At 60.4% G+C, this 24,457-nt stretch carries 16 protein-coding genes and 2 tRNA genes; 5 read left to right on the top strand and 13 right to left on the bottom strand.

Annotation, left to right across the window (positions count from 1 at the left end; translation table 11 throughout):
• Window positions 1–221: 221 nt before the first annotated feature.
• The 4 genes from KGB07_RS19935 to KGB07_RS19920 all read left to right on the top strand — a co-directional run bounded on the left by KGB07_RS19935 (window position 222) and on the right by KGB07_RS19920 (window position 3,468).
• Window positions 222–308: transfer RNA gene (locus KGB07_RS19935), tRNA-Leu, on the top strand.
• A 167-nt stretch (window positions 309–475) separates the two neighbouring features.
• A tRNA-Leu gene (locus KGB07_RS19930) sits at window positions 476–562 on the top strand.
• A gap of 339 nt (window positions 563–901) precedes the next feature.
• Window positions 902–1,912: an extracellular solute-binding protein gene (locus KGB07_RS19925; RefSeq protein WP_223466338.1), complete on the top strand. Its 1,011-nt coding sequence runs from the start codon at window positions 902–904 to the stop codon at window positions 1,910–1,912.
• Window positions 1,912–3,468 carry an ABC transporter permease gene (locus tag KGB07_RS19920; protein WP_223466337.1) on the top strand — a complete coding sequence of 519 codons (1,557 nt, stop codon included), beginning with the start codon at window positions 1,912–1,914 and terminating at the stop codon, window positions 3,466–3,468. Before KGB07_RS19925 ends, KGB07_RS19920 begins: the two co-directional genes overlap by 1 nt.
• A gap of 89 nt (window positions 3,469–3,557) precedes the next feature.
• On the opposite strand, the gene KGB07_RS19915 is transcribed toward KGB07_RS19920, so the two are convergent.
• The 12 genes from KGB07_RS19915 to KGB07_RS19860 form a co-directional block, all read right to left on the bottom strand.
• A complete protein-coding gene (locus KGB07_RS19915; protein WP_046039831.1) occupies window positions 3,558–5,492 on the bottom strand; it encodes a methyl-accepting chemotaxis protein in 1,935 nt (644 codons plus the stop codon).
• 150 nt (window positions 5,493–5,642) lie between these two features.
• The gene (locus KGB07_RS19910) at window positions 5,643–6,932 is read right to left on the bottom strand and encodes an adenylosuccinate synthase (RefSeq protein WP_046039830.1); all 1,290 of its coding nucleotides are present in this window, start codon (window positions 6,930–6,932) and stop codon (window positions 5,643–5,645) included.
• Window positions 6,933–6,986: 54 nt separating this feature from the next.
• Window positions 6,987–8,174 (bottom strand): ATP phosphoribosyltransferase regulatory subunit, encoded by a 1,188-nt coding sequence (locus KGB07_RS19905; RefSeq protein ID WP_046039828.1) that lies wholly within the window; start codon window positions 8,172–8,174, stop codon window positions 6,987–6,989.
• Between the two features lie 312 nt (window positions 8,175–8,486).
• Window positions 8,487–9,356, bottom strand: a complete 870-nt coding sequence (hflC, locus tag KGB07_RS19900) for a protease modulator HflC (protein ID WP_046039827.1) — start codon at window positions 9,354–9,356, stop codon at window positions 8,487–8,489.
• A complete protein-coding gene (gene hflK / locus KGB07_RS19895; RefSeq protein WP_046039825.1) occupies window positions 9,356–10,531 on the bottom strand; it encodes an FtsH protease activity modulator HflK in 1,176 nt (391 codons plus the stop codon). The genes hflC and hflK overlap by 1 nt, the downstream gene beginning before the upstream one ends.
• Before the next feature lie 96 nt (window positions 10,532–10,627).
• Window positions 10,628–11,929, bottom strand: a complete 1,302-nt coding sequence (gene hflX, locus KGB07_RS19890; protein ID WP_046039823.1) for a ribosome rescue GTPase HflX — start codon at window positions 11,927–11,929, stop codon at window positions 10,628–10,630.
• Window positions 11,930–11,941: 12 nt separating this feature from the next.
• The gene (gene hfq / locus KGB07_RS19885) at window positions 11,942–12,202 is read right to left on the bottom strand and encodes an RNA chaperone Hfq (RefSeq protein WP_007902656.1); all 261 of its coding nucleotides are present in this window, start codon (window positions 12,200–12,202) and stop codon (window positions 11,942–11,944) included.
• Between the two features lie 93 nt (window positions 12,203–12,295).
• Complete coding sequence (gene miaA, locus KGB07_RS19880; protein WP_046039821.1) at window positions 12,296–13,267, bottom strand: tRNA (adenosine(37)-N6)-dimethylallyltransferase MiaA; 972 nt, start codon at window positions 13,265–13,267, stop codon at window positions 12,296–12,298.
• Window positions 13,267–15,177 (bottom strand): DNA mismatch repair endonuclease MutL, encoded by a 1,911-nt coding sequence (gene mutL, locus KGB07_RS19875; protein ID WP_263290467.1) that lies wholly within the window; start codon window positions 15,175–15,177, stop codon window positions 13,267–13,269. The genes miaA and mutL overlap by 1 nt, the downstream gene beginning before the upstream one ends.
• The gene (locus KGB07_RS19870; RefSeq protein ID WP_046039818.1) at window positions 15,174–16,604 is read right to left on the bottom strand and encodes an N-acetylmuramoyl-L-alanine amidase; all 1,431 of its coding nucleotides are present in this window, start codon (window positions 16,602–16,604) and stop codon (window positions 15,174–15,176) included. Before KGB07_RS19870 ends, mutL begins: the two co-directional genes overlap by 4 nt.
• Window positions 16,605–17,075, bottom strand: a complete 471-nt coding sequence (gene tsaE / locus KGB07_RS19865) for a tRNA (adenosine(37)-N6)-threonylcarbamoyltransferase complex ATPase subunit type 1 TsaE (RefSeq protein ID WP_007973252.1) — start codon at window positions 17,073–17,075, stop codon at window positions 16,605–16,607.
• Entirely contained in the window at window positions 17,063–18,562 is a 1,500-nt protein-coding gene (locus KGB07_RS19860) for an NAD(P)H-hydrate dehydratase (protein ID WP_223466336.1), read from the bottom strand. Before KGB07_RS19860 ends, tsaE begins: the two co-directional genes overlap by 13 nt.
• Window positions 18,563–18,625: 63 nt before the next feature.
• Here KGB07_RS19860 and queG point away from each other — a divergent pair, with 63 nt between their 5' ends.
• Window positions 18,626–19,705, top strand: a complete 1,080-nt coding sequence (gene queG / locus KGB07_RS19855; RefSeq protein WP_046039815.1) for a tRNA epoxyqueuosine(34) reductase QueG — start codon at window positions 18,626–18,628, stop codon at window positions 19,703–19,705.
• Window positions 19,706–19,725: 20 nt separating this feature from the next.
• On the opposite strand, the gene KGB07_RS19850 is transcribed toward queG, so the two are convergent.
• Window positions 19,726–24,456, bottom strand: coding sequence for an RHS repeat-associated core domain-containing protein (locus KGB07_RS19850; protein ID WP_223466335.1), 4,731 nt, complete (start codon window positions 24,454–24,456; stop codon window positions 19,726–19,728).
• Window position 24,457: the final 1 nt, after the last annotated feature.

Below are 24,457 nucleotides of genomic sequence, written 5' to 3'. Positions count from 1 at the left end.
GAGTTTTCACCTTGTCTATATGCGGGTTAGTTTGGCATAGGCGTAATGAAACGGGAAATTTCAGGCTAAGACGCCCCTTCTAAAGCCCTGTATCGACACCGCAAAGCTGTTTTGAAGACCACTGGCGAAATTTTCCAGGTTTTTTTGACCCTGGGGGTTTACAGTTAAAAAGACGCTCCGTATAGTGCGCGCCATCGACGACGGACAACGTTGCCGATACTGCCCAGATGGTGAAATTGGTAGACACGCCAGCTTCAGGTGCTGGTGACCGCAAGGTCGTGGAAGTTCGAGTCTTCTTCTGGGCACCAATTTCGAGCTTGAGATTAGTTCAATTTCAAGGCTCACACAAAAACCCGCGAAAGCGGGTTTTTGCATTTTTGACCACTGGTTTATTATTTTTAGAATCAGGGGTTTACAGATCAAAACGCTCTCCGTATAGTGCGCCACATCAACAGCGGCAACGCTGAAGATGAATGCCCAGATGGTGAAATTGGTAGACACGCCAGCTTCAGGTGCTGGTGACCGCAAGGTCGTGGAAGTTCGAGTCTTCTTCTGGGCACCAATTCAAATTCAAGGTTACGACCTTGGATTTCACAAAAACCCGCGAAAGCGGGTTTTTGCGTTTCTGGCATTTGAAAATGCTCGAACCACCACCATTCATGTGGCGAGGGGGCTTGCCCCCGTTGGGTCGCGAAGCGGCGCCAGCGCATACTTCGCTACACCGCATTTGCCGAGTTTACGACTGCTTCGCAGCCGAACGGGGGCAAGCCCCCTCGCCACAAAAGCCCTTCCATTTACCGCACTTACCAAACGCCCTTCAACATCGCAGCGCGCATTTGAGAAACAATATCGTTTATCATTGTTGCAAGTTTTTGCAATGCGACAGTGAGGAACCCTGCGAATGATGTTTCGAAATACCCTGCGCCGCGGCTTGACAATCACCCTGCTCGGCCTGGCACTGGCCACTCCCCTCACCCAAGCCGCCGATCCGGTTGCCCTGACCCTCTACAACGGCCAGCACAAAGAAGTCGGCGACGCGGTCGCCAAAGCTTTCGAAGCCAAGACCGGCATCCACGTCAATGTGCGCAAAGGCAGCAGCAACCAGCTCGCCAGCCAGATCGTCGAAGAAGGCAATCGCTCCCCCGCCGACGTGATCTACACCGAAGAGTCGCCACCACTGAACAAACTCGGCGAACAAGGCCTGCTGGCCAAGACGGATGACTCCACGCTGGCCGTTCTGCCCAAGGAATACGTCGCCGGCAACGGCACCTGGATTGGCGTGACTGCCCGGGTGCGCGTCGTTGCGTTCAACCCCAAGCTGATCGATGAAAAAGACCTGCCGACCTCGGTGATGGAATTCTCCGATCCGAAATGGCAAGGCAAGGTCGGCTTCGTACCCACCAGCGGTGCCTTCCAGGAGCAAGCGGTAGCGATCATCAAGGTGCACGGCATGGACGCAGCCGAAGAATGGCTGACCGGTCTGCGCGCATTCGGCAAGACCTACAGCAACAACATGGTCGCATTGAAAGCAGTGGAAAATGGCGAAGTCGCCACCGTGCTGGTAAACAATTACTACTGGTTCGCCCTGCAGCGTGAAAAAGGCCAGCTCGACTCGAAACTGCATTACTTCACTGGCGGCGACGTCGGTGGACTCATCACGGTTTCCAGTGCTGCTGTGCTCAAATCCAGCAAACACCCCAAGGAAGCACAGCAATTGCTCGCCTACATGGCCAGCGAGGAAGGCCAGCGCGTGATCACCCAGACCACCGCCGAATACCCGCTGCACAAAGGCATGGAATCAGATCGCGGGCTCAAGCCATTCAGCGAACTGGAAGCACCAAAAGTCACGCCTGCCGACCTCGGCAACGCCGAAGAAGCGCTGGACCTGGAACGTGACGTTGGCCTGAATTGATGGGCGCCTCACTGTCCGCGCATCACGCATACGCACCACGACGCAAGCAGCCGTCTATCTGGCTGATACTGCCCGTGTTGCTGTTGGTGGCGCTCAGCCTCCTGCCTCTGCTGTATGTCGGCCTGAAAGCCTGGCAGGCAGGCTGGGCAGAAGCACTGCATTTGCTATGGCGACCTTATGTGTTCGGCCTGCTGCGCAACACTCTCGCGTTGATGATCGGGGTCACCGTTGTTTGCGGGGTAATCGGCTTGTCGCTGGCCTGGTTGCTGGAGCGCAGTAATCTGCCGGGCCGACGATTGTGGGGCGTGATCCTCTGCCTGCCGTTCGCCGTTCCGGCCTTTGTCAGCAGCTTCACCTGGGTTTCCCTCAGCGCTCATTTTGAGGGACTTGGCGGGGCGATCCTGGTGATGAGCCTGTCCAAGTACCCGCTGATCTTTCTGCCCGTGGCGGCGACCCTGCGCAACCTTGACCCGTCCCTCGAAGAGTCCGCGCGCACGCTGGGGCAGAATCGTTGGGGCGTATTTTTCAAGGTCACCCTGCCCCTGCTCTGGCCTTCGCTGCTGGCGGGTTCGTTGCTGATTGCCCTGCACATGCTGGTGGAGTTCGGCGCCTTGTCGATCATCGGCCTGCAAACCTTCACCACGGCGATCTATCAGCAGTTCGAGCTGGAGTTCAGCAATGCCAACGCGGCGATGCTCTCCGCCGTACTGCTGATGTTGTGCCTGGCGTTGCTGTGGCTGGAGCTGCGCGTTCGCGGCAAGGGTCGACACGTACGCACCGGCCAAGGTGCGGCGCGACGCGCGGAACAGGTTCAACTGGGCCCCTGGGCAGTGGCGGGACAGCTTTATTGCCTGCTACTGGCAATCATTGGCAGCGGGATTCCGCTGGGCATGCTCGCCTACTGGCTGGCAGTGGGATCATCGGCAGCCTTTCCCGTGGCGGCAATCGGCGAGGCATTGATGTCATCCCTCGCACTGTCGCTGGGTGGCGCTGCACTGTGCCTGGTGCTGGCGGTGCCGGTCGGCCTGCTGGTCGTGCGCTACAAAGGCCAACTGGCGATCTGGGCCGAGCGCCTGCCGTATCTGCTGCATGCGCTGCCGGGACTGGTCATTGCCCTGACCCTGGTGTATTTCGCCCTGCACTACGTGCCGATGCTTTACCAGACTTCGGCATTGCTGCTGATCGCCTACGCCCTGCTGTTTCTGCCACTGGCCCAGGCGCCAATCCGCACCGCCCTGAACAAAGCAGCACCGCAGCTTGAGGAGGCCGCTCGCACACTGGGAGCCTCGTCATTCAGCGCCTTCTGCCGAGTGACGCTGCCGATTATTTTCCCGGCGTTGGGGGCGGCGTTTGCGTTGGTGTTCCTGGATGCGATGAAGGAACTGACGGCGACCTTGCTGTTGAGCCCCACCGGGCTGAACACCCTGGCGACGGAAGTCTGGGCGCACACCGCGAATGTGGAGTTTGCGGCGGCTGCGCCTTATGCAGCGTTGTTGATATTGGTGTCGGGGTTGCCGGTCTATTTGCTCACGACCCGGATGTATCTGAGCCGCTGACAAAGCAAAAGATCGCAGCCTTCGGCAGCACCTACAGAGAAACGCAAAGCCCCCTGTGGAGCTGCCGAAGACTGCGATCCTTTGATCTTTTAAGCCCTGAACTGCCCCAGGCTCGCCTTCAACTGCGCCGCCAGACCATCAAGCACCTTGCCGCTCGCCGTGGTCTCCACGACAGCTTGCGCCGCTTTCTCGGCCTGGGCGTGAATGGTCTGGACCCGCCCCCGCACTGCCTGCGCGCCCTGTGCCTGATGCGCCGCCGCCTGGGTCGCCAGACCGATCGCCGCATGAACCTGCTCGACCGATGCCTGCACCGATTGCTGCAACCGCGCACTGTCACGCAGCACCAGCAAACCCTCACTGGCCTGGCGCCCGGCCTGACCGATTGCCGCCACCGCTTCACGCGCACCCTGCTGCAACGCCACGATGTGCGCCTGAATATCGCCGGTGGAGCTCTGCGTCTTGCTCGCCAGCGCCCGCACCTCATCGGCCACCACCGCAAACCCGCGCCCGGTCTCGCCGGCACGTGCCGCTTCAATCGCCGCGTTCAGCGCCAGCAGGTTGGTTTGCTCAGCGATGCCATGGATCACCGTCAGCACCACCTCAATCTGTTCACTTTGTTGCGCCAGCCGCTCGATGACTTGCGCCCCGGTGTCGACCTGACCGGCCAACGCCTCGATCAGGCTGCCGACTTTCGCCGAGGTCCGGGTGTTTTCATCGGTGGCCTGACGAATGTCCACCACCTGCTTCAGCGCCGCCTGCATGGCATGGCTTTCCGACTGGGCTTCATCAGCCATTTGCGACAGCGCGCGCAAACTCTCCGCCACCTCGTCGCGCTGCATGCCAGCCGCCGCATCCGCACCGGCGTTGCGCAAGGTCATGGCACCGATTTCCACACCGGTACGCTGGGCTACATCGCCCGCCTCGCGCACGATCGGCTGCAACTTATCCACAAAGCGATTGACCGCCGAGGCCATGTCACCGATTTCATCCTTGCTGTTGATCTGCACACGCTTGGTCAGATCGCCCTCGCCCGCCGCCAGGTCATCCATGGCAACGATCAGCATTTTCAGGCGATTGACCACTCGGCGACCAAGCACCACCGCCAACAAAAGCAGGACACCGAAGCCCACCACCGCCAGGCACACGCCGATGCGCCAGCGCAGTGTCGTAGCGGCTTCCTGCACGGTGCTGGTGGTATTGGCCTTCATTTCAGCCGCCGTGGACTGCGCCGACTGCAGCCGCGAGCGCATGGCCGCTGCGCTGTCGGCGGCCGCGCCCTTGAGGCTGTCGCCCACCAGTTGATCGCTGCTGGCGATCAAGGCCGAGAAGCGCTTGTCGAGGGCCGCCAAGTCAGTCTCCACCGAAGCCGTCGAGACCCCCATCAGGACCTTGCCGATTTCTACGCCGTTAGGATTGATCGGGGCCTCGATGTAGAACACCGAAGGATCGTTCTTCGCAGCATCCAGCACCTTGTCCAGCGCACGCTCGCCCTGGCCTTTTTCCAGCAGCGCCTTGTTGATCGGGTTTTCCCGGTTGAGGTAGCGCGTCAGGTGCTGGCCGGTGGCGTCGTCATACACCACGAACAGCACATTGGGATTGCGCTGGGCCCGGCGGGCGAACTCGGAAAGTGTCGGAACGTCGTTGTCCCACATGGCGCGGGGCGCGACGGAAGCCAGAAGCTGCGCCATGTCGCTGGCGGAGTCCTTCAGGTCTTTTTCCAGCGTTGAGCGCAACTGCGCCTGCTCGTCCTTCAGTCGCGAGGACAAACCGGCCGTCAGGCGTTGACGCGTGCTGGTGGAGAGGCTGTCGAGGCTCGACGTGACTTCGCGCCCCGCCTGCTCAAGCTCAGCGGAAAGCTTTTGGCTGTCCGCACCCAGGCGCATGCCCAGATCGGCTTCCAGCGCGGTGACCGTGCTCCGGGTCAGAGCGACAGCCACCAGCACCTGCACCAAAAGGGCGATACCAAGGGTAACGAACACGGGCCGCAACAAACGGCTTTGTAACAATGAGAGAACGGCCGACATCTGAAATCCCTCTGCTTTGGCGCCATTAAATTGATAGCACGCCGGAAGCAATGCTTTTTTTTATGTTCACAGCAAAGGTCATGCCGTCCAACAGGCATAAACGACAAAGGCCCCAATTAAGGGGCCTTTGTGTTTTACATCAACGGCTTATTAAGCAAACGGATGGCGCAGAACGATGGTTTCGTTGCGGTCCGGGCCCGTCGAAATAATGTCGATCGGCGCGCCGATCAGCTCTTCAACGCGCTTGATATAAGCACGGGCGTTGGCTGGCAGCTCTTCCAGGGTTTTGGCACCCACGGTCGATTCGGTCCAGCCCGGCACTTCTTCGTACACAGGCTGCAGGCCCACGTAGCTGTCAGCGTCAGTCGGGGCAACGGCCTTGCCTTCTGCATCTTTGTAGCCAACGCAGATGTTGATGGTTTCCAGACCGTCGAGTACGTCCAGCTTGGTCAGGCAGATGCCCGAGATGCTGTTCACATCGATAGCGCGACGCAGGATAACAGCGTCGAACCAGCCACAACGACGAGCACGGCCGGTAGTCGCGCCGAACTCGTGACCTTGTTTGGCCAGGTGCGCACCGACTTCGTCGAACAGCTCCGTCGGGAATGGACCCGAACCTACACGCGTGGTGTAAGCCTTGGTGATGCCCAGGATGTAGTCCAGGAACATAGGACCAACACCCGAACCGGTAGCAACGCCGCCAGCGGTGGTGTTAGAGCTGGTCACGTACGGGTAGGTACCGTGGTCGATGTCCAGCAACGAACCCTGGGCGCCTTCGAACATGATGTCTTTGCCAGCGCGACGCAGGTCATGCAGCTCGGCAGTCACGTCCAGCATCAGCGGCTTGAGCAGCTCAGCGTATTCTTTGCATTCGGCCAGGGTCTTGTCGAATTCGATGGCTGGCTCTTTGTAGTAACCCACCAGCATGAAGTTGTGGTAATCCACCAGTTCACGCAGCTTGTCTTCAAAGCGCGGCATGTTGAGCAGGTCGCCCACACGCAGGCCACGACGTGCAACCTTGTCTTCGTAGGCCGGGCCGATGCCGCGACCGGTGGTACCGATCTTCAGCTCGCCACGGGCCTTTTCACGGGCCTGGTCCAGCGCAACGTGGAAGGACAGGATCAGCGGGCAGGACGGGCTGATACGCAGGCGCTCGCGCACTGGCACACCTTTTTCTTCCAGCTTGGTGATCTCGCGCAGCAGAGCGTCAGGTGCAACTACCACGCCGTTGCCGATCAGGCACTGCACGCCTTCGCGCAGCACGCCCGACGGGATCAGGTGCAAGACAGTTTTTTCGCCATCGATCACCAGAGTGTGACCAGCGTTGTGGCCACCCTGGTAGCGCACTACGGCGGCAGCATGTTCGGTCAGCAGATCAACGATCTTGCCTTTGCCCTCATCACCCCATTGGGTGCCCAGGACTACGACATTCTTACCCATAACACTTGTCCTCATTCGCGCAAACTTGGTGCCGGCGGCAGCCGGCGGGAAAACTCAAGAAGCCAGTGGCGAAACTTGCCAAAGCCCGTTCTGCTGAATCAATTGCCGGTCGCAGTCCGCTTCACGGGCGGCGGCCAAAGGTTGTCCAGGCAAGGCCTGAACGACACGCTGACCCTCGCTGCGCAACTGGCAAACCTGCTGCCAGAGTGCCGCATCCGTACTGTCAGGCATCCAGATACCGCCAGACGGTAGCTCGATCTCAGCACGCCCCAGGGTCACCAGGGTTTTCAAATCGGTGGAAAAGCCGGTCGCCGGACGGGCGCGACCGAAGTCGGCGCCGATGTCGTCGTAACGACCGCCCTGGGCAATGGACTGGCCAACGCCCGGCACGAACACGGCGAACACCACACCGGTGTGGTAGTGGTAACCACGCAGCTCGCCCAGGTCGAAATACAGCGGCAGCTCAGGGAAACGCACGGACAGCCGCTCGGCAATCGCCAGCAAGTCGTCCAGCGCTGCCAGAACAGGGGCCGGCGCCTTGGCCAAGCGCTCGCGGGCCGCAGCCAGCACTTCACGATCGCCACACAGATCAACCAACGCCCGCAGCATGCCCGACAGATCGGCAGGCAAGCCTTCGGTCAAGGTAATGACCTCGTCGATGGCCTTACGTTGCAAGGCATCGAACAACTGCTGCTCGACTTCACCGGACAAACCGGCGGCACGGGCCAGGCCGCGATAGATGCCAACATGACCGAGGTCCATGTGCACATCCGGCACATCGGCCAGTTGCAGCATGGCCAGCATCAGGCTGATGACTTCGACGTCGCTGCTCGGGCTGCCGTCGCCGTACAACTCGGCACCCAGTTGAATCGGGCTGCGCGAGGACGACAAGGCACGAGGCTGAGCGTGCAGGACACTACCGGCATAGCACAGGCGGCTTGGGCCTTCACGGCGCAGGGTATGCGCATCGATGCGCGCCACTTGCGGCGTGATGTCGGCACGGAAACCCATCTGACGGCCCGATTGCGGGTCGATGACCTTGAAGGTGCGCAGATCCAGGTCCTGGCCCGCGCCGGTCAGCAGGGATTCCAGGTACTCGATATGGGGAGTCACGACAAACTCGTAACCCCAGCTCTGGAACAGATCCAACACCTGACGACGCGCGATTTCAATACGCGCAGCTTCCGGTGGCAGTACTTCTTCGATGCCATCTGGCAGAAGCCAGCGGTCTACCGTTGCCATTACGCCTTCCCCTATCTCCGGGCGACCAGCCTGTCGGCGAGCCTTGAGTGAAGCAGAAAATGATCGGCTTGCGCACAAACCACGCGCATGAGCGACGGAGCGAAAAGCCCTTCTACCGGCTTCGCCAACCACTTTCCTCGAAAAACTGTCGAGCCAATCGGCCCGGCATCTGCTTTAAAACAGCAATCAAACATGCAGACGCAAAAAAGCCGGGAATTTCCCGGCTGCCGCATCATACACACGTTTTCCCAAAGGATCACCCCGCCAGAGGTTTTAGCCGCCCGGCGGGGGATAATTCAGGTCAACGCCGTATCAAGGCTTGGCTTTTTCCAGATAGTGGAAGAAGTCGCTGCTTGGGTCGAGGACCATGACGTCGGATTTGTTCGCGAAGCTTTCACGGTAGGCGCGCAGGCTACGGTAGAACGCGTAGAACTCCTGATCCTGACCGTAGGCCTTGGAGTAGATCGCAGCAGCCTGGGCATCACCGTCACCGCGAACCTCTTCGGATTCACGATAGGCTTCAGCCAGCAGCACGCGGCGTTGACGATCGGCGTCGGCACGGATGCCTTCGGCCAGTTCGTTACCCTTGGCGCGGTGCTCGCGAGCTTCACGCTCACGCTCGGTGCTCATACGTTCGAACACGCTGCGGTTCACTTCTTTCGGCAGGTCGATGGTCTTGACCCGAACATCGACCACTTCGATTCCCAGCTCTTTCTCGGCCATCTTGTTCAGCGAAGCCGTGATATCCGCCATCAGCGCATCACGTTCACCCGACACCACTTCGTGCAGGGTGCGCTTACCGAACTGGTCACGCAGGCCCGATTCCAAGCGACGAGACAGACGCTCGTCGGCGATCTGCTTGAGGCCGGAAGTCGCGGTGTAGAAACGCTCTGCGTCCTTCACGCGCCACTTGGCGTAGGCATCGACCATCACGGCTTTCTTTTCCAGCGTAAGGAAGCGTTGTGTCGGTGCATCCAGCGTCATCAGGCGTGCGTCGAATTTACGCACCTGGTTAACGTAGGGCACTTTCACATGCAGGCCTGGCTGAACATCGGTCTGGACCACGCGACCGAACTGCAGCAACACCGCACGCTCGGTCTGAGCCACGATGTAGAAGCAGTTCCAGGCAGCGATCGCCACGACGACGCCGACAATAAGGGCGATCAGCGATTTATTGCTCATCAGCGACTCTCCCTGGTACGTGCTTGCTGTTGCTGCAGATCTGCTGCCGCACGCGCATTCGCTTCATTGCCGGTGGCTGCCGCACTGGTCACCGGAGTGCCGGTGTTGCGACCACTTTCGACCATCTTGTCCAGCGGCAGGTACAGCAGGTTGCTCTGGCCGTTCTTGTTGCCGGTCACGAGAACCTTGCTGGTGTTGCTGAAGACTTCCTGCATGGTGTCGAGGTACAGACGCTGGCGGGTGACTTCAGGAGCCTTGCGGTACTCGGCGACCAGCTTGGTGAAGCGATCGGCCTCACCCTTGGCGCGCGAGACGGTCTCGTCACGGTAGCCATTGGCATCCTCAAGGATGCGCTGGGCCTGACCACGAGCTTCCGGCACGACGCCGTTGGCATAGGTTTCGGCCTGGTTGCGCGAACGCTGCTCGTCTTCACGGGCACGGATCACGTCATCGAAGGCTTCCTGGACTTCACGCGGTGCCGCTGCGCTCTGCACGTTGACCTGGGTAACGGTGATACCGGTGCGATAGGTGTCCATGAAGCGTTGCAGACGCTCCTTGATCTCGCTAGCCATCAACTCACGACCTTCGGTCAGTACCTGGTCCATCGCGGTGGAACCCACCACATGGCGCAAGGCGCTGTCGGTCGCGTGCTGCAGGCTGATTTCCGGCTGATCGACGCTCAGCACGAAGTCCTGCAGGTTGCTGATCTTGTACTGCACGGTCAACGGCACTTCGACGATGTTCTCGTCTTCAGTCAGCATCTGGCCCTGCTTGGTGTAGGCACGCTCACGCGTGACGTTCTCCATGTACTTCTTGTCGATCGGCGGGAAGTAGATGTTCAGGCCCGGACCCACGGTTTCGTAGTACTTGCCGAAGCGCAGCACCACGGCCTGCTCCTGCTCGTCGACGACATAAACCGCGCTGTACAGCCAAACGGCGGCCAACACGACCAGACCGATGCCGAGCAGGCCGCCAAAGCCGCCACTCTTGCCCGGACCACCGCCGTCGTCGCCACCACGTTTCTTACCGCCACCGAACAAACCGTTCAGGCTTTCCTGCAGCTTTCGGAAGGCCTCGTCGAGATCCGGTGGCCCCTTGCGGTCGCCGTTGTTACGACGCTTGCCACCCCAAGGATCCTGATTATTCGAGTTGCCACCCGGCTCATTCCAAGCCATAGCGCTCTCCATCTGATAAAGCAAAGACGCACCCACGGCGCGCCGACCAATGCTACAGAATGCCTGTCACCACGGCACAACCGCTTTCCCAGGCTTTTATTGCAAAGTGTGTTGCTCGATGAATTCCATCGGCTGCAATCCCTCGCGGCTTACCAGTCGATTCAACTCGACCCGGGGCAAACGAACGGCCAGCAAACTGATGCCTTCTTCGTCGTGCTCTTCTTTCTGCACCGCACCGAGTTCGAAGAACTGCGCACGCAGTCGAGCGAATCGTTGCGGCAAGCGCAAGGTACCGACAAACAATTCACTGCCCAGTAACTCGGCAATGGCTTGCTCAAGCAATTCCAGACCACTGCCATCACGCGCCGAAAGCCAGACTCGTTGGGGCTTGCCGTTTTCGTCACGCTGGATTTGTGGCTCAACGCCTTCAAGCAAATCGAGTTTGTTATAGACCTCGAGGATCGGCAAGTCCTGAGCACCAATCTCGCCGAGCACCACCATTACCTGCTCGATCTGCAACATGCGATCTGGTTCGGCCGCATCGATCACGTGCAACAACAGATCGGAGTTGCTCGACTCTTCGAGGGTAGACCGAAATGCTTCGACCAGCTTGTGGGGCAAGTGGCGAATGAAACCCACAGTGTCCGCCAGGACAATCGGCCCCAGATCGTCTATATCCAGACGACGCAGCGTCGGGTCCAGCGTGGCAAACAATTGGTCAGCTGCGTAGACGTCGGATTTCGTCACGTTATTGAAGAGCGTGGATTTACCGGCGTTGGTGTACCCCACCAGGGACACGGTAGGAATATCCGCACGCGATCGGCCACGGCGCGACTGTTCTCGCTGGCTGCGCACTTTCTCCAGCCGACCCTTGATCTGCCGCAGGCGAACCCGCAGCAAACGGCGGTCGGTTTCCAGCTGGGTTTCACCCGGGCCACGCATACCGATACCGCCACCTTGGCGCTCAAGGTGAGTCCAACCACGAACCAGCCGGGTGCTCATGTGGTCAAGCTGGGCCAGTTCGACCTGGAGCTTGCCTTCATGGGTACGGGCGCGCTGGGCGAAAATATCGAGAATCAGACCGGTACGGTCGATCACGCGACACTCGAAAACACGTTCGAGGTTACGTTCCTGACTGGGTGTGAGGATGTGATTGAAAATCACCAGATCGGCCTGTTCGGCTTTGACCAGGTCGCGCAGTTCCTCGACCTTGCCACTGCCAATCAGGGTCTTGGCGGTTGGCCGATGACGCGGCACGTTGAAAAACGCGACGGTCTCGGCACCCGCCGAATTAGCCAATTCCTGAAACTCCTGCGGATCTTCGCGCGCCTCAGGGTCCTGTCCATCCAAGTGAACGAGGATTACTCGCTCACCACCACCGTGGCGCTCAAAGAACAAAGGAGACTCCTATCAGGCGTTACCTGGCTCAGCATCACCTGCTTCGGATTCGGTTGCGCTAGGCAGACGAATTGGACGAACCGGCACCACTGTAGAGATAGCGTGTTTGTAGACCATCTGGCTGACGGTGTTTTTCAGCAGGATAACGAACTGGTCGAAAGACTCGATCGTGCCTTGCAGCTTGATACCGTTGACCAGGTAGATGGACACCCCAACTTTCTCTTTACGTAAAGTATTCAAGTAAGGGTCTTGTAGCGAATGCCCTTTTGACATGTGCCGCACTCCTTTAAGGATTCAATATAAAAAATAGGTAATCAGATGGCTTTGGCCGCCACACCCCCAAGGATAGACGGCAATTGCAAGGACTCAGCTCAATATGGAGATGGTCCCAAGGTATTTCAAGGCGCGCGGCAGATTGTCGCAATCCAGACTGTCCAGCCAATGCAGATCAGTCCAACTGCGCAGCCAGGTGAACTGGCGTTTCGCCAATTGGCGCGTGGCAATGATTCCACGCTCCTGCATCTCGGCTGACGTCAGCTTGCCATCCAGGTAGTCCCAGACTTGGCGGTAGCCTACTGCACGTATAGACGGCAACCCGGCATGCAGGTCACCTCTATTACGCAGGGCTACGACCTCGTCAATGAATCCCTGTTCCAACATTAAAGTGAATCTTTGTTTAATTCGCTCATGCAGTACCTGGCGATTTGCCGGAGCAATGGCCAAGTTCGCGACAGTATAGGGCAATTGTTGCAGTCCCGAAGCGGCTGCTTCAGTACTTTGCACAGATTGTTGCAATCGTAGGGCGGTCATGCTTTGACCGCTGACACGATAAACTTCCAGTGCTCGACTCAATCGCTGGGGATCGTTCGGATGTATTCGCGCCGCGGACTCCGGATCGATCACCGCCAATTGTTCGTGCAAGGCTTGCCAGCCAAGGCGTGCAGCCTCTTCTTCGATTTGCGCGCGGACCTCGGGATCGGCGGCCGGCATATCTGCCAGGCCTTCAACCAAAGCCTTGTAATAGAGCATGGTGCCGCCCACCAGCAGCGGAATTTTTCCGCGCGCGGTGATATCGGCCATGGCTTCCAGGGCGTCACGGCGGAAATCCGCGGCCGAATAGCTCTCGGCCGGGTCGAGAATATCGATCAGGCGATGCGGGTATTGCGCCAGCAGCTCTTTGGAAGGCTTGGCGGTGCCGATGTCCATGCCACGGTAGACCAGCGCCGAATCGACACTGATCAACTCGCAAGGCAGGACCTTGGTGAGTTCGATAGCCAGGTCGGTCTTGCCGGCGGCGGTCGGGCCCATCAGGAAAATCGCAGGTGGGAACTGGCTCATCAACGACCGCGCAGGAACAGTTTGTCCAGATCGTCCAGGCCCAGCTGGGTCCAGGTCGGTCGGCCATGGTTGCATTGACCGCTGCGCTCGGTGTTTTCCATGTCACGCAGCAGACCGTTCATTTCCGGCAGAGCCAGGCGCCGATTCGCACGAACCGCGCCGTGGCAGGCCATGGTCCCGAGCAATTCGTTCAGGTGCGCTTGAATGCGGTCGCTGGTGCCGAACTCCATCAGATCCGCCAGGACGTCGGCGACCAGCCGGTTGGCTTCGGCCTGCTTGAGCAGTGCCGGAATCTGCCGGATCGCCAGGGTTTCCGGGCCCAGGCGTTGCAACTCAAAGCCCAGGCGCTGGAACCAGGCGACGTGCTCCTCGGCACAATCGGCTTCACGCTGACTGACGGCCAGGGACTCCGGCACCAGCAATGGCTGGCCGCTAAGGCCCTCACTGGCCATCGCCACCTTCAGACGCTCGTACATGATCCGCTCGTGGGCCGCATGCATGTCCACCAGCACCAGGCCCTGGGCGTTTTCCGAAAGAATGTAGATGCCCTTGAGTTGTGCCAGCGCATAACCCAGCGGCGGGATGTCGTCCTGCCCGGCCGGCAGCGCGACGGCATTGGCCTCGGGCAGCGGCGCAAAAAAATCGCGATAGGCGGCCTGTGCTTCGGCGACAGGCACACCGGACTGCGGTCGCGGCGTGTATTGATACTGATAACCCGCGCCAGCTCCCGAACCCGCCGGTGCATTGAACGACGGCTGAGCCTGGGGCTGTTCCAGCAGCGCATTGGCGGCCAGGCGCATTTCTCCCTGGGGCCCAAATTCACCGGCTTCGAGGCCGGTAGGCCGGACGATGGCCGTGGCAACCGGTGCCGCCAGTTGATCGTCGGGGCGCACATCGCCCAAGGCGCGGTGCAAGGTGCCGTAGAGGAAATCGTGAACCATGCGCCCCTCACGGAAGCGCACTTCGTGCTTGGTCGGGTGCACGTTGACGTCGACACCGGTCGGATCGACTTCGAAAAACAGCACGAAGGTCGGGTGCCGACCGTTGAACAGCACGTCGCGATAGGCCTGGCGCACCGCGTGGGCCACCAGTTTGTCGCGCACGGCACGGCCATTGACGAAGAAATACTGCAAGTCGGCCTGGCTGCGGTTGAAGGTCGGCAGGCCGACCCAGCCCCATAGATGCAGGCCGTTGCGCTCGATTTCGATTGGCAGTGCCTGCTCCAGGAAACCCGGCCCGCAGATCGCCGCCACGCGCCGGGCACGGGCCGCATCATCATGGGCCTCGTGCAGGCTGAGGATGGTCTTGCCATTGTGGCGCAGATGGAACGCCACATCGAAGCGCGCCAGGGCCAGGCGCCTGATCACTTCTTGCAGGTGATCGAATTCGGTTTTTTCGGTTTTGAGAAACTTGCGCCGCGCCGGCGTGTTGAAAAACAAGTCGCGCACTTCAACCGAAGTGCCCACCGGGTGGGCCGCAGGCTGCACACGGGGCGCCATGTCACGACCCTCGGTCTCGACCTGCCAGGCCTGATCGGCGTCGCGGGTTCGGGAGGTCAGGGTCAGGCGCGCGACGGAACTGATCGATGCCAGGGCCTCGCCGCGAAACCCCAGGCTCATGACCTGTTCGAGGTCTTCCAGGTTACGGATCTTGCTGGTGGCGTGACGGGCCAGGGCCAGCGGCAGGTCATCGGCGGAAATGCCGCTGCCATCGTCGCGCACCCGCAGCAGCTTGACGCCGCCCTGCTCCACATCGACGTCGATGCGTTTGGCGCCGGAGTCGAGGCTGTTTTCCAGCAGCTCCTTGATCACCGAAGCCGGGCGCTCGACCACCTCACCCGCGGCAATCTGGTTCGCCAGTCGCGGGCTGAGCAGCTCGATTCGAGCGCCGCTGTTCACAACCTGATTCATTCTTTGGCCGCCAGTTCAGTGCCCGGAATCGTCAGGTGCTGACCGATCTTGAGTTCATCGCTCGACAGGTTGTTGGCGCTGCGCAGGGTCGCGGGCGATACCTGATAGCGCACGGCGATCATCGCCAGGGTCTCGCCCGGGTTGACGCGGTGGTCACGCGGCCCCTGCACAATCTTGCCGGAATCGCGCAGCCAGGCAATGTAAGTGCCCGGCGGCGGGTTCTGCTGGAAGAACTGGCGCACGCCACTGCTGATCGAACGCGCCAGCGCCTGCTGGTGGCTCGACGCCGCAAGCTTCGAGGCTTCGTTGGCGTTGGAGATGAACCCGGTTTCCACCAGGATCGACGGAATATCCGGCGACTTCAGCACCATGAACCCGGCTTGCTCAACCCGTTGCTTGTGCAACGGTGTCACCCGGCCAATGTTGCTCAAAACTTTCTGGCCGACATTCAGGCTGGAGGTCAGGGATGCCGTCATCGACAAATCGAGCAATACGCCAGCGAGCATGCGGTCCTTGTCATCGAGGCTGACGTTGCCGGCACCACCGATCAAGTCGGAACGGTTTTCGCTGTCGGCCAGCCAGCGGGCGGTCTCGGAAGTCGCGCCGCGATCGGACAGGGCAAACACCGAGGCACCGAACGCGGCAGCGGAGGGTGCGGCGTCGGCGTGGATCGAGACGAACAGGTCGGCGCCTTTCTTGCGGGCGATTTCAGTACGGCCGCGCAACGGAATGAAGTAGTCGCCGGTACGGGTCAGTTCGGCGCGGAAGCCTTTCATACCGCTGACCTGCCGTTGCAGTTCACGGGCGATGGCCAGTACCACGTCTTTTTCCCGTTGACCGCGGGAGCCCGAGGCACCCGGGTCTTCGCCGCCGTGACCGGCGTCGATTACCACAATGATGTCGCGTTTGCCGGCCGGAGCCGGCGGCAGCTTGATCGCCGGTTCCACAGGCGAGACCGGCACGGCGGGCACCGTGGCGACCGACGGTGTCGGTGCTGGAGGAGGCGCGGCGTCTGCGGCGTTATCGAACAGATCGACCACCAACCGGTTGCCGTACTGGGCGTTCGGCGCCAGGGAGAAGCTTTTCGGCGTCACGGCCTTTTTCAGGTCGATGACCACCCGCAGGTCGGTCGGTGTGCGTTGGGCCGAGCGCATGGCGGTAATCGGGGTGTTCGAGGTGTTGACGTTGAGCGGCGCACCGAGGGTCGCGCCATTGATGTCGATGACCAGGCGATCCGGAGCCGTCAGGGTAAAGACGCTGTGTTGCACCGGGCCAGTCAGGTCAAACACCAGTCGAGTGTTGTCCGGTGCCCGCCACAGACGAACACTGTTGACCTTCGAATCGGCCACAGCGTCGACGGTCACCGCCAAAAACAACACCCCTACGGCAGCCACCAACGCGCGAAAGCGCATACCTAACCCCATCATCTATTTGGATTCCAATGCCAAAGCGGCACACCAGGCCTCGCCACGCGAGCCCTGGGATAAAATTTTCAGCGAACGCCCGCTGTCTTGCGGGCTAATGGTAATGGTCAGGTCAGGCTTTGGCAAAAAGCCTGCACCTTTATCGGGCCATTCGATCAGACACAGGGCATCGTCTTCGAAGTAGTCGCGGATACCGAGGAACTCTAGCTCTTCCGGATCGACCAGACGGTACAAATCGAAATGGAAGGCGCGAATGTCGCCGATCTCGTAAGGCTCGACCAGGGTGAAGGTCGGGCTTTTGACTGCCCCGACATGCCCCAGACCGCGGATGATGCCTCGGGACAACGTGGTTTTGCCCATCCCCAGGTTGCCCTCAAGGAAAATCAGGCCATGGCCTTGGGTGATTCGGGCAATGCGTGCGCCAAAGTCGCTCATGGCCTGCTCATCAGCCAGGTACAGGGTTACTTCAGACACGGTGCTTGCTCCTCCAACAACTGACGAATGGCTGGAATCAGATCACTGGCCGCCAGCCCACGGCCGAATTTTCCTTGTTGCTCGCCGGCATTGGCGTGCAACCAGACCGCCAGGCATGCTGCGTCGAATGGCTCCATGCCCTGGGCCAGCAATGCGCCGACCAGACCGGCCAATACATCGCCCAAACCGGCGGTGGCCATGGCCGGGTGCCCCTGACGACACAGCGCCAGACGCCCATCGGGATGAGCGATCAGGCTGCCGGCACCTTTCAGTACGACGACAGCTGTATATTTTTTACTCAAGGCATGGGCTGCGGCGGGACGGTCAGACTGAACGTCGGCAGTGCTCACCCCAAGCAAACGTGCCGCTTCGCCCGGATGCGGAGTGATCACGCAATTGCCGGGCAAACTCACACGCTCCTCGGCCAACATGTTCAGCGCATCGGCGTCCCAGACTTGCGGCAGCGGTGCATTGGCAGCGGCCGACAACAAGCTGCGCCCCCAGCCAGCCTGGCCCAGCCCCGGACCGACAACCAACACAGAAACTTTTTGAAGCAAACCCATCAACTGATTGGCCGACGAAGTGCCCAGCACCATCGCCTCGGGGATCCGCGCCAGCGCGGCGCACACGTGTTCGCTGCGAGTCGCCACCGACACCATGCCCGCCCCGCTACGCAGCGCACTTTGCGCGCTCAGCAGAATCGCGCCACCCAACCCACGGTCGCCACCGATCAGCAACACATGGCCGAACTTACCTTTATGGGAAGCCTGTGCCCGCGCCGTTGGACGCTGCAGGTTAGCAGCGGTCAGGCGACGGGCGGCGAAAGCAGCGCCCTCTATCAGCTGTGGGTCAGCGTGCAAGTCGTTGAACAGCAGTTCACCGACCACATTGGCCGCCTCGCCGGTGAACAACCCCACCTTCAAGCCAATGAACGTGACCGTCAGGTCGGCATGCACGGCATGACCAAGGATGCGGCCCGTATCCGCGCACAATCCTGACGGAATATCCACCGCCGCAACCGGCAGCCCGCTGGCATTGATCGCGGCGATGGCGCTGGTATACGGCTCACGGACATCGCCGCTCAAACCGGTGCCAAGCAAAGCATCCAGCACAATGCCGCGCAATCCGGATTGTGCCGTCCAGGGCTCGATGACCACTTTTTCAGACACCGCCTCGGCATGGGCCAACGCCGCATCACCCTGCAAGCGCTGCGGTTCCCCTACCGCCAGCACCCGCACCGACCAACCGGCACGCTGGGCCAATACGGCCACCAGATACCCGTCCCCGGCGTTGTTGCCATGTCCGGCCAGTACGCTCAGTTCGTTCGCTGTCGGCCATTGCCGCACCAGCGCCCGCCACGTCGCTCGCGCCGCGCGCTGCATCAATTCGAAGCCCGCTGTGCCGGCGGCAATTAGGCTCGCGTCGAGTGCTCGTACCTGGGCGGCGCTATACAGCGCGTCGGGTAATTCATCTTTAGTGTGCGGCATGCGTCTTCGGGCTCCGATGTCTGGCAGAATTATACGCACCTCAGCTCCGGTTTCTCTCGTCTCATGCCCGCTATTACCACAGACCTGCCTGCTCTCGCCCAATCCATCAAGGACTGGGGTCGCGAGCTGGGCTTCCAGCAAGTCGGCATCAGCGGCCTCGACCTGGCCGAGCATGAGCAGCACCTGGAACGCTGGCTCGAAGCCGGCTACCACGGCGAAATGGACTACATGGGCGCCCACGGCAGCAAACGCTCGCACCCGGAAGAGCTGGTGCCGGGTACGTTGCGCGTGGTTTCGCTGCGCATGGACTACCTGGCCGGCGACACCCAAATGGCGAAAGTGTTGGCCCAACCGGAAAAAGCCTACGTCTCCCGTTATGCTCTGGGCCGTGATTACCACAAGCTGATCCGCAAACGCGTGCAACAACTGGCGGAAAAAATTCAGGCCGAGATCGGCCCGTTCGGCTTTCGTGCCTTCGTCGACAGCGCGCCGGTGCTGGAAAAAGCCATCGCCGAACAGGCGGGTCTTGGATGGATCGGCAAAAATACCCTGGTCTTGAATCGCAAGGCAGGCAGCTATTTCTTCCTCGCCGAACTGTTCGTCGACTTGCCGCTGCCGGTCGACCCGCCCCACGCCACCGAACACTGCGGGCGGTGCAGCGCCTGCCTCGACATCTGCCCAACCAACGCCTTCGTCGGCCCCTATGTGCTGGATGCCCGACGCTGCATTTCCTACCTGACCATCGAACTCAAAGGCGCGATCCCTGAAGACTTGCGGCCGCTGATCGGCAACCGGGTGTTCGGTTGCGATGACTGCCAGATCGTCTGCCCATGGAACCGCTTCGCCCGCCCGTCCGGTGAAAGCGACTTCAAGCCGCGGCACAATCTGGACAATGCCGGGCTGGCGGAACTGTTCATGTGGGATGAAGAGAAATTTCTCAGCAGCACCGAAGGCTCGCCGCTGCGCCGGACCGGTTACGAAAACTGGTTGCGCAACCTGGCGGTGGGGCTGGGGAATGCGCCTTCAACGATCCCGGTGCTGGAGGCGCTGAAGGCGCGACGGGAGTATCCGTCGGAGTTGGTCAGGGAGCATGTGGAGTGGGCGCTACGCCAGCATGCCGAGCGGCAGGCAACGCCGCTGTAACCTGCGCCAATGTAAACAAATCAGGGATGCCCGCCGATTTGCAGGATCTGCACTTCGTGGCTTCTGTCGTGGATCGCGAACGAAACACGGTCCTTGCCTCCGATGCGCACCGTCCATTGATTATTGGCGCCACTCAGTTTCTTGAAAAACGGGTCATCCATCAGCTCGGCCGCCTGCTTGGGATGAAGCCCCTGATCCAGACCGCCTTTGAACTTCTCCCATTCGCCCCGGTAGGCCGGCTTCAGGTCTGACGGGATTGACTCGTCACCAATACCGGTTCGCGTCCACCGCGTCGGGGTACTCGGACCGCTTTCACCGGCCTGGGCTGCCTTCGCGGCCTTTTTGGCCCCCTTGCCCTTGACGATGCCCGAGGCTTTTTTGGCCTTTCCCATCCCGCTGGCCATCGCCTTGGCCGCCGCTTTTGGATCGCTGCTCAGCCCCGACTTGTAGGCCCCGGCCAGCCTGTTGCCTGCCTTGACCGCACTTCGACCCAAGGCACCTACCCCGCAGGCTGCGGACAACCCGCCCGTGACCAGACTCGCCCAGCCCAGTGCGTCACCAACACCAGAATCCGGCGCAAGTTCATCCACGACAATCCCGGAAATTGCTAACGCGGTCGATGTGGCTGCGAGCGATATGCTCAACAATGCCAAGGGCGTGGCCGCGCCCAGGGTGACAACACTGAGAGCCAAGCCGGCAACGGACAAGGCGATGCCAAGCAACGATTGCCAAATGTGCCCGGTCGGGTCTACTCGGTTAATCGGGTCGCCCGCGCAGTAGGCATAGGGGTTCAAGCCACCGGTGCCGAAGGGACTCAGGTTGTCCGGGCTGATAAATCGCATCAGCGCCGGGCTGTAGGCCCGATAGCCATTACCCAGCAGATACAAACCGGTCTGCGGATCGAGTGATTCGCCGGCGAAACGCAACAGGCTGAACAGCCCGCCTTCCGCCGGACGATGTCCATAAGGGCTGTAGGCCAAATGGCGACTCTGTCCAGCCAGAAGCTCGGTCAGCGTGGTCTGTTGCTGATCGATACCCAGCAAGCGAACGCCGGCAGCGTCGCCCTTGCGGTCCTGGCCCAGCAAAATGTCGTCCTGACGCAATGAAGTGCTGGCGTCCGGACCACAGATTTCGTTGATCGCCCGCCCGGCCCGGTAGAAACGCTGGATCGCCGTGCCTGACGGCTGCGACAGTTCCGCCAATTGATCCCGCGCATCGTAGTGATAGCTGCGTACCACCACCCCGACGGCACCCGCCACCTGAGTCAGGCGCCCTAACGCATCGTAAGTCAGCCGACGCGCTTGTTCGTCGACGATCAAGTGACCGTTGGCGTCGTACTGCAACACGACGGGCGCCGGGTAATCCGCATGACTGTTGCGAATGCCCGTCAATTGGGTCGGATCACTGGCGCTGAATTCGAACAACGCGAGATTGCGGCCACCGGGAAATTCGGTTTCCAGGGACACGATGTTGTCGAAGGCGTCGAACACATAGCGCTGCCGGATGATTTCTTTGCCCTGGGCGTCCAGCGGTCGTTGTGTGCCCGTACAGGAATAGTTGCCAAGCCGGCCGCGCGAGTCGTAGGAGAACTGCTCGCTGCGCACGACTTCATCTCCCTGCTTCAGGGTCTTTTGCGCCAGCTTCCCCGCCAGGGTGTAGCTCGACGACAGGGTCCGCGTAATGCCACCACTCACTTCGAATGTGCGCGTGACTTCACGCCCCAGATCATCGTAGATCAACCGGGTCACCATCGAACCCTGGCCATCGGTTGCTCGTGCATCAACGGTCGACAGTTGCCCCAGTGCGTTGTAGGCAAACGTGGCTTTGAGCGCAGGCTGCGCAAAGGATTTCGGGCGCCCTTGTTCGTCGTATTCAGTCTTGTGTTCCTCACCCAGCACATCGGTGCAACTGAGCGGCCGACCGAGCAGCGTATACGTGTAGGAGAGGCTCTTCTCGACCGCCTCCACCTTCAAGGTCTCACGCTTGAGACGCCCGGACCGGTAGTACTCCAGTCGGGTTTCGCGCTGTTGCTCGACGCACTTGGTCAATTCGCCGAGTCGCGGGTGATACTCGTAACGGGCCAACAGACCGGTCGCCTTGCGCTCCTTCACGCGGCCACCCAAGTGGTGCTCATATTGAAACTCGATCCGCTCGCCGCTGGGCATCTGCTTCCAGGCTGGCTGGCTGAAACCGGCCTCGTATCCGGCATCGGTCGTCCGGCCGCCACAACGGCTCTGAACCAGGCGCCCAAGTCCGTCAAAACGTTGTTGCCCCAGACTGCGACCGGCCAGCGTGACCTCAATGGGCAAGGGCTCATCACTATGAGCGGCATATTCAGTCTGCACCACATGAGCATCGGGTAGAACGCTGCGGGTCAGGCGATTGAAGACGTCATACTCGAAAGTCGTCCGGTTGCCGACCGGGTCGGTCTGCCCGACACTGCGGCCCAGTCCGTCGTACTCATACTGATGCTTGCCCTGGCGTTGCCCACCGGTATCGAACAGCTCAACGCTGTCGGGTTTTCCGAATGCATTGTAGGTGGTGACCGACTTGCCCATGCCCTCCTGCCATTTCGCCTCCTGCCTGCTGACCGGATCATAATCGCAATGTTCCTGGCGACCATCGGGGTGGACTGTGGTTTTGAGTTGCCCCCAGTCATCGAAATCGAAATGAGTGTTGAGCATTCGCGTCTGCCCCGGCCACCAGTCGGTCAGCGTTTCGTCAGTCAATTGTCCTAGCCTGTCGTAGCGCGTGGCATAAACCTGGCGAAACTCACCCAGTGTTGATTGATCGGCATCCTGCTCATCGATCGAGATCACCCGGCCAAGACCGTCGAAGCAGGTCTTTTGCTGTACGCCGTTGACATCCGTCGTCAGCGTCGCCGCCGGCACATTACCAATGCTCGGCAGTTGATATTGCGTACTGCGCGTCACCGCGAAGGCCGATGTGGAAGCGACCGTTTCACTCAGCACGCGACCGAGGCCGTCGTAGGTGTATTCGACTTGCCCTTCGTCTTCGCTTTGCTCCGCCAACTTCAAGCCGTTGAGTGTCGAATACGTCAGGGTCGATGTTTTGCGGGCGCCATCAAAACTGGTCTCAATGGTTTTCAGGTCGAGCGAGACATCGTTGAAGGTGTAGTAAAACTCGGTTTCATTGGCCATACCGTTACGGGTGGTGGTCTGTTTTTTCAGCAGACCGTGACGCAGGGTGTCCGTTGGCTGATCGACATACATCAGGTCGACCTGTGAACACCGGAGGTCACCGGCCGTCGCCTGCTCATAAAGCACTTTCTGCTCAAGGACTACATCGTGACCGGCCTGCCCGGCCTGCCCGAGCGAACGGTAGCGAAAGCGAACCAGCATAGTCGCGGCATCGGCAAAACCTGATGCGGGGAGCACGGTTCTTTGCTTTTCAAAACGCACAAAACCCAAAGGATCAGCAGGGCAACCGTCAGCACCCGCCGCCGGATAAAACTCCGAAAGGGTGACAACGCCGTTCGCTTCCACCTGTTTGAGCAGGTTGCCCCAGGCGTCAAACTCGGTCTTGATCACTTCTTCGCGAGAGGCCCCGGTCTTGCGATTGTCATAGCGCAGCGTCCGGGCCTTGGGCATCCGAAACTGCGCCGGCTGCCGATCGAAGCTCTTGCCGGGCTCAAGGTGGTACTCAATCGATTGGGACGTCAGCTTCTGATTGCAGGTCCTCACTTGCGCGACCAGCAGATGGTATTTGTTGTAGGTTCGCTTGATGGAACGGTGCACCACGGGCCCCCTCATCAACGTTTCGGTTGAGGCATAGTGGTAATCCGACGAGCTCTGGTAAAGCGTATCGCCGTCTTTGGACCAGCGGATATCCGGGTCATCAAAGCCCAGGAAATTCTGTCGCGAGTAGGTGTAGTTCGTCGTGATTGCAGGCTGCTTTTGCCCGGGGAACACCGTGTGTGAAATCACATAGGGAATGGCGGGGACCGGCGCTCCCGGAGGAAAGCGATGGCCGTCACTCTGGTAGCGAATCAACTCACGGGCGCCCAATGGCGAGGTCATTTGTGTCAGGCACTCGAGCCCCTTGATGGTCTCGTAGGTCATCGACCAGAGCCCACCGTCCGGCAAACGAATGGTGGACACTGCATCGTTAGCCAACTTCAGTACAAAGGTCGCTTCGCATGGAGTACCGGGATTCTGGGTCAGTCTCACCTGCCCTGCGGTGCGGGTGATGCTCAGCAACGTCCGATGTTCGTCTCGCACCGCCGCGAGGACCGGCTCACCATTGATCGCCGTGTAATCGAGCAGGATCGCCGTACCATTGGCGGCAACGATCTTCATTGGCACCGCCAGATCGCTGTCGCCATAAACACGCAACTGCTCACGCAAACCACTCTTGTGCACAACGTCAAAGCGCCCTGGACCGGAGCGCTGAACTTTGAGCGTCTCCAGCTTCAACTCATCAAACACCAGTTGCGTTGATGTCTGCCGCGCCTTGTAACGCTCCCCCGCCGACAGCGTGAACATGCCACTGACGATGTCGTAACGGGTCAATGCCAGGGACCAGCCCCGCCCCAAACCGTCATCGCCGCCATTGAGCGGGCTATAGAAAAGCCTGACCGGCAAGGATGGGCCGTTCATGACTCCGGAGGTCAACTCGCCCAGCGTCAGAGAACAGGTATAGATACCCGTACGGGGATCGACTCCCCCGGCCAGAAAACCTTCAAAGTTGAATGCCGCAGAATGAAAATTCTCCTGTTTTAAAGCAGCCATT

Source organism: Pseudomonas sp. GL-RE-26 (assembly GCF_019956275.1).
Classification (GTDB): Bacteria; Pseudomonadota; Gammaproteobacteria; order Pseudomonadales; family Pseudomonadaceae; genus Aquipseudomonas; species Aquipseudomonas grandcourensis.
This window is presented reverse-complemented; position numbering and strand designations above follow the sequence as displayed.

What these genes read in the sequence shown, in the direction of transcription:
- hfq (WP_007902656.1), bottom strand. Translation starts at nt 12,202, where the DNA reads ATGTCAAAAGGGCATTCGCTACAAGACCCTTACTTGAATACTTTACGT.
- KGB07_RS19850 (WP_223466335.1), bottom strand. Translation starts at nt 24,456, where the DNA reads ATGGCTGCTTTAAAACAGGAGAATTTTCATTCTGCGGCATTCAACTTT.
- hflK (WP_046039825.1), bottom strand. Translation starts at nt 10,531, where the DNA reads ATGGCTTGGAATGAGCCGGGTGGCAACTCGAATAATCAGGATCCTTGG.
- miaA (WP_046039821.1), bottom strand. Translation starts at nt 13,267, where the DNA reads ATGAGCCAGTTCCCACCTGCGATTTTCCTGATGGGCCCGACCGCCGCC.
- KGB07_RS19925 (WP_223466338.1), top strand. Translation starts at nt 902, where the DNA reads ATGATGTTTCGAAATACCCTGCGCCGCGGCTTGACAATCACCCTGCTC.
- KGB07_RS19910 (WP_046039830.1), bottom strand. Translation starts at nt 6,932, where the DNA reads ATGGGTAAGAATGTCGTAGTCCTGGGCACCCAATGGGGTGATGAGGGC.
- KGB07_RS19915 (WP_046039831.1), bottom strand. Translation starts at nt 5,492, where the DNA reads ATGTCGGCCGTTCTCTCATTGTTACAAAGCCGTTTGTTGCGGCCCGTG.
- queG (WP_046039815.1), top strand. Translation starts at nt 18,626, where the DNA reads ATGCCCGCTATTACCACAGACCTGCCTGCTCTCGCCCAATCCATCAAG.
- KGB07_RS19870 (WP_046039818.1), bottom strand. Translation starts at nt 16,604, where the DNA reads ATGATGGGGTTAGGTATGCGCTTTCGCGCGTTGGTGGCTGCCGTAGGG.
- mutL (WP_263290467.1), bottom strand. Translation starts at nt 15,177, where the DNA reads ATGAATCAGGTTGTGAACAGCGGCGCTCGAATCGAGCTGCTCAGCCCG.
- hflC (WP_046039827.1), bottom strand. Translation starts at nt 9,356, where the DNA reads ATGAGCAATAAATCGCTGATCGCCCTTATTGTCGGCGTCGTCGTGGCG.
- KGB07_RS19860 (WP_223466336.1), bottom strand. Translation starts at nt 18,562, where the DNA reads ATGCCGCACACTAAAGATGAATTACCCGACGCGCTGTATAGCGCCGCC.
- KGB07_RS19905 (WP_046039828.1), bottom strand. Translation starts at nt 8,174, where the DNA reads ATGGCAACGGTAGACCGCTGGCTTCTGCCAGATGGCATCGAAGAAGTA.
- KGB07_RS19920 (WP_223466337.1), top strand. Translation starts at nt 1,912, where the DNA reads ATGGGCGCCTCACTGTCCGCGCATCACGCATACGCACCACGACGCAAG.